The sequence below is a fragment of the Brevundimonas sp. genome, assembly GCF_023259385.1.
Classification (GTDB): domain Bacteria; phylum Pseudomonadota; class Alphaproteobacteria; order Caulobacterales; family Caulobacteraceae; genus Brevundimonas.
The window spans coordinates 1-4,800 of sequence record NZ_JAHFPF010000264.1 but is presented as its reverse complement, the minus strand read 5'-3'; the positions used below and the strand labels follow the sequence as shown (position 1 = coordinate 4,800).

Below are 4,800 nucleotides of genomic sequence, written 5' to 3'. Positions count from 1 at the left end.
TGTCGAACATCGGCTTGGGCATGGCGCCCAGCTTCACGAAGATCTCCACGTCCTGCCGGGCGGCGTGGAAGACCTTGAGAATCGATTCGTCGCGCATCAGGGCCAGGAACGGCTCCAGATCGAGCCCCTCGGCCAGCGGATCGATGATCGCGGCGTCGGTCGGCGAAGCGGCCTGGATCAGGCACAGCTTGGGCCAGTACGTCGTCTCCCGCATGAACTCGGTGTCGACGGTGATAAACGGCTGGTCGGCCAGGCGCGCGCAGAATTCTTGCAGCGCCTCGGTGGTGGTGATCGGCGTCATTCGGATGCTATAGCCCCGCGCGCGCCCGTTGTGGCAAGAGCCCCAACATAATTCCGCCCACTGATTCAGGCCCGTGACCGATGAGCGACACCCCCGAGAGCCTTCGTAACGGCCTCACCTACGCCGATGCGGGGGTCGATATCGACGCCGGCGAGATGCTGGTGCAGCACATCAAGCCCCTGGCCAAATCCACGGCCCGCCCGGGTTCCGAGCCCTCGCTGGGCGGATTCGGGGCCCTGTTCGACCTCAAGGCCGCCGGCTTCGAGGACCCGCTGATCGTCGCCACCACCGACGGCGTCGGCACCAAGCTGAAGATCGCCATCGAAACCGGCCGCCACGACGGCGTCGGCGTCGATCTGGTCGCCATGTGCGTCAACGACCTGCTGGCCCAGGGCGCCGAGCCCCTGCTGTTCCTCGACTACTACGCCACCGGCAAGCTGGAGATCGACGCCGCCCGCCGCGTCGTCGCCGGCATCGCCGAGGGCTGTCGCCAGGCTGGTTGCGCCCTCGTGGGCGGCGAGACCGCCGAAATGCCCGGCATGTATTCGGGCGGCGACTACGACCTGGCCGGCTTCTCGCTGGGCGCGGTCGAGCGCGGCCACGCCCTGCCCTACCTCGATCGTCAGCAGGCCGGCGACCTGATCATCGGCATCGGCTCGTCCGGTCCGCACTCCAACGGCTATTCGCTGATCCGCAAGGTGGTCGAGAAGTCCGGGCTCGGCTGGGCCGACGACGCCCCCTTCGCCAAGGACCGCTCGCTGGCCCAGGCCCTGATGGAGCCCACCCGCATCTATGTGAAACCGGTCCTGCCGCTGATGAAGGCGGGCCTGGTCAAGGGCGCGGCCCACATCACCGGCGGCGGCCTGATCGAGAACCCGCCGCGCTGCATCGCCGAGGGCCTGCAGGCCGGCTTCGACTGGGACGCCTGGCCGATGCCGCACGTCTTCCAGTGGCTGGGCGAAGTCGGCGGCATTTCGGATCACGAACTGCGCCGCACCTTCAACTGCGGCGTCGGCTTCATCCTGATCGTCAGCCCCGAGAACGCCGAACCGGTCCTGGAAGCCTTGCTGAACGCGGGCGAGGTCGCCTTCGTCTGCGGCCAGCTGGAAGCGGCCTAGCCGCCGGCTTCAAGGCTGGAATAGCTGACACGCACCACGGTGGCCCGGCCCTCGTTCTGGCGCACCGAAACGGTGACGCCCTGGCGCGTCCAGATCAGGCGGTTGGCGGCCTCGACGGGTTCGGCCGTGAAACCGGCCTGTTCCAGCGGCTGCCGGATCGCGCGCTTCACCGTGTCCAGCGCCGCGCCCCGCGCCTGCAGGGTGCAGGTGCGCCGGACCTCGCCGTCCTCGGCGTCGTCGCCGCCGGCCAGGCGCAGCAGATAGGCCTGCCGCTCGTCGGAACTGACCATGTCGACGACCGCCCCGTCCTCGCTCGCCACGGTGAAGCCCAAGAACTCGACCGCGGCCCGGTCGCTGTCCCCGTTCACGAACGGCAGGCAGACATCGACCAGCACATTGCGCGTGATGTCGTCGGGCGGAAGCGGCGCGGACACGAGGGCGGCGGCGAAAACGGCGGCGAGCATGGTGGACCTTCCCCGAACAATCGGCCGCACTGTTTCCGAGCCCGCCGCCCGACGCAAGCGCCCCTTCGGCGTGCCCGGACGTTGACCCGCCCCGGGCGGGGCGGCAAAGGTCGCCCCTCTCCCCGAGGCCTCCGCCCATGACCGCTTCCCCGCCCCGGCGCACCCGCGTCGCCATCCTGATTTCCGGCGCCGGATCGAACATGGCCGCCTTGATCGATGCGGCGCGCAAGCCGACCGCCCCGTTCGAGATCGCCCTGGTCCTGTCCAACCGCCCCACCGCCGGCGGGCTGGCCGTCGCGGCGGCGCAGGGGGTGCCCACCGTCGTGGTCAACCACCGCCTCTTCGGCCAGGACCGCGAGGCGCACGAACGCGCCATCGACGCGGCCCTGATGGAGCATGACATCGAGGTGGTGGCCCTGGCCGGCTACATGCGGCTGCTGACGCCCTGGCTGGTGCGGCTGTGGGCGGCGCGGATGATCAACATCCACCCCAGCCTGCTGCCCAGATACCCGGGCCTGGACACCCACGCCCGCGCCATCGAGGCGGGCGATACCGAGGCGGGCTGCACGGTCCACCTGGTCACCGAGGGCGTCGACGAGGGGCCGATCCTGGATCAGGAAGCGGTGCCGGTCCTGCCCATGGATACGCCCGAAAGCCTGTCCCAGCGTGTCCTCACCGCCGAACACAAGCTCTACCCCCGCGCCCTCACCGCCTTCTGCCGGGCGCTGCATTAGCTTTTCGTAATCTGACATTTTTCCCGGCGACAGCGACCGGGGATGGGCTCAGGTTGCCGCGGATTTTCCAACAGGGGCTCCCATGCTCAGACTCCGCCTCATGGCCTGCGCCGCCGGCGCCGTGCTCACCCTCGCCGCGACGACCGCCACGGCCCAGACCGCCCCGCCCATCGTCGAGATCCCGGCCAGCACCACGCCGCAGATCGGAACCTTCGGTCTCGACACCGCGGGCATGGACACCACGGTCAAGCCCGGCGACGACTTCAACCGCTACGCTGGCGGGACCTATCTGCGGAACACGCCGATCCCGGGCGACAAGACGTCCTACGGCGCCTTCGACATGCTGTTCGACAACTCGCAGGAGGCCCTGCGCGGCCTGATCGAGGACAGCGCCTCCAACCCGTCCACGCCGGAAGCGCGCCAGGTCGGCGCCTTCTACGCCAGCTTCATGGACGAGGCGACGGTCAACCGGCTGGGCGCAAGCCCGCTGCAGGCCGACCTGGCCGAGGTCCGCGCCGCCGACACCTATCCCAAGATCGCCGCCCTGATGGGCCGCACCCAGGGCGGCTTCGGCTCCAGCCTGTTCGGCGTCTACATCGCCGAGGACCTGAAGGACCCGAACCAGAACAGCGCCTACATGGTCCAGGGCGGCATCGGCCTGCCCGACCGCGACTACTATCTGGAAGACGGCTTCGCGACCCAGCGCGCCGCCTATCTGGTCTATGTGACCAAGGCCCTGACGCTGGCCGGCTGGCCCAACCCGGATCAGTCCGCCGCCGACATCATCGCCTTCGAAACCCGCATCGCCCAGCAGCACTGGACCCAGGTCCAGAGCCGCGACATCGAGAAGGGCTATTCGCCGACCACCCTGGCCGACCTGGCCCGCAACGCCCCCGGTTTCGACTGGAACGCCTGGGCCACGGCCGCCGGCATCCAGGACGCCCCGCGCCTGATCCAGTCGCAGGACAGCGCCTATCCGGGCATGGCCCGCGTCTTCTCCGAGACGCCGATCGCCACCCTCCAGGCGTGGCAGGCCTTCCACATCGTCGATCAGGCCGCGCCCTATCTGTCGCAGCCCTTCGTCGACGCCCGCTTCGACTTCTACGGCAAGGCCCTCAGCGGCCAGCCCGAGAACCGTCCCCGCTGGAAGCGCGGCGTGTCCCTGGTCAACGGCTCGCTCGGCGAGGCCCTGGGCCGCGAGTACGTGGCCCACTACTTCCCGGCCGAGTCCAAGGCCCAGATGGAGGCCCTGGTCGCCAATCTGCGCGCCGCCATGACCGAGCGCCTTCAGCACCTGGACTGGATGAGCGACGCCACCCGCCAGCAGGCGCTCTACAAGATGAGCCGCTTCGGGGTGAAGATCGGCTATCCGGAGCAATGGCGCAGCTATGACGGCCTGAGGCTGGTCCCCGGCGACCTCTACGGCAACGTCGAGCGCTCCTCGGCCTTCGAATGGGCCTGGAATCTCGGCAAGCTGACCCGGCCGGTCGATCCGCTGGAGTGGGGCATGACGCCCCAGACGGTGAACGCCTACTACAACCCGCCGCGCAACGAGATCGTCTTCCCGGCGGCCATCCTGCAGCCGCCCTTCTTCGATCCGAACGCCGATCCGGCGGTCAACTATGGCGGTATCGGCGCGGTCATCGGCCACGAGATCACCCACGGCTTCGACGACCAGGGCCGCAAGGTCGACGGCGACGGCGTGCTGCGCGACTGGTGGACCGCCGAGGACGCCGCCAAGTTCGAACAGCGCGCCGCGGTGCTGGGGGCCCAGTATTCGGCCCTCTCCCCTCTGGAGGGCTCCAACGTCAACGGCGATCTGACCATGGGCGAGAACATCGCCGACCTGGGCGGGCTGCTGCTGGCGCTGGACGCCTACCACCGCTCGCTCAACGGCCAGCCCGCGCCGGTGATCAACGGCCTCACCGGCGATCAGCGCGTCTTCCTCGGCTGGGCCCAGGTCTGGCGTGAGAACATCCGCGATGACGCCCTGCGTCAGCAGGTCACCGTGGATCCGCACTCCCCGGCCCAGTACCGCGCCGCCGTGCCGCCGCGGAACATCGACGCCTGGTACGACGCCTTCGGGGTCAAGCCCGGCGACGAGCAGTACCTGGCTCCGGACGCCCGCGCCCGCATCTGGTAGGACGCGCGCTCCAGACATGACGACGGCCCCGGAGAGCAAT

The 4,800-nt window shown here is 69.5% G+C and carries 4 protein-coding genes and 1 pseudogene; 3 read left to right on the top strand and 2 right to left on the bottom strand.

The genetic code is table 11. The annotated features are described in order from the left end of the window. Positions 1-301: pseudogene (locus Q0C81_RS16215) on the bottom strand (ribonuclease D); the annotation flags it as partial. Between the two features lie 80 nt (positions 302-381). Between Q0C81_RS16215 and purM the strand changes: the two are divergent. Then, complete coding sequence (gene purM, locus Q0C81_RS16210) at positions 382-1,419, top strand: phosphoribosylformylglycinamidine cyclo-ligase (protein WP_291840300.1); 1,038 nt, start codon at positions 382-384, stop codon at positions 1,417-1,419. On the opposite strand, the gene Q0C81_RS16205 is transcribed toward purM, so the two are convergent. After that, positions 1,416-1,883: a hypothetical protein gene (locus Q0C81_RS16205; protein WP_291840297.1), complete on the bottom strand. Its 468-nt coding sequence runs from the start codon at positions 1,881-1,883 to the stop codon at positions 1,416-1,418. The two genes, purM and Q0C81_RS16205, sit on opposite strands and share 4 nt — an antisense overlap. A 137-nt stretch (positions 1,884-2,020) precedes the next feature. On the opposite strand from Q0C81_RS16205, the gene purN reads away from it, so the two are divergent. Together purN and Q0C81_RS16195 are read left to right on the top strand one after the other, a co-directional pair. After that, positions 2,021-2,617: a phosphoribosylglycinamide formyltransferase gene (gene purN, locus Q0C81_RS16200; protein ID WP_291840294.1), complete on the top strand. Its 597-nt coding sequence runs from the start codon at positions 2,021-2,023 to the stop codon at positions 2,615-2,617. A gap of 82 nt (positions 2,618-2,699) precedes the next feature. After that, positions 2,700-4,760 (top strand): M13-type metalloendopeptidase, encoded by a 2,061-nt coding sequence (locus tag Q0C81_RS16195; RefSeq protein WP_291840288.1) that lies wholly within the window; start codon positions 2,700-2,702, stop codon positions 4,758-4,760. The last annotated feature ends 40 nt before the right edge of the window (positions 4,761-4,800 follow it).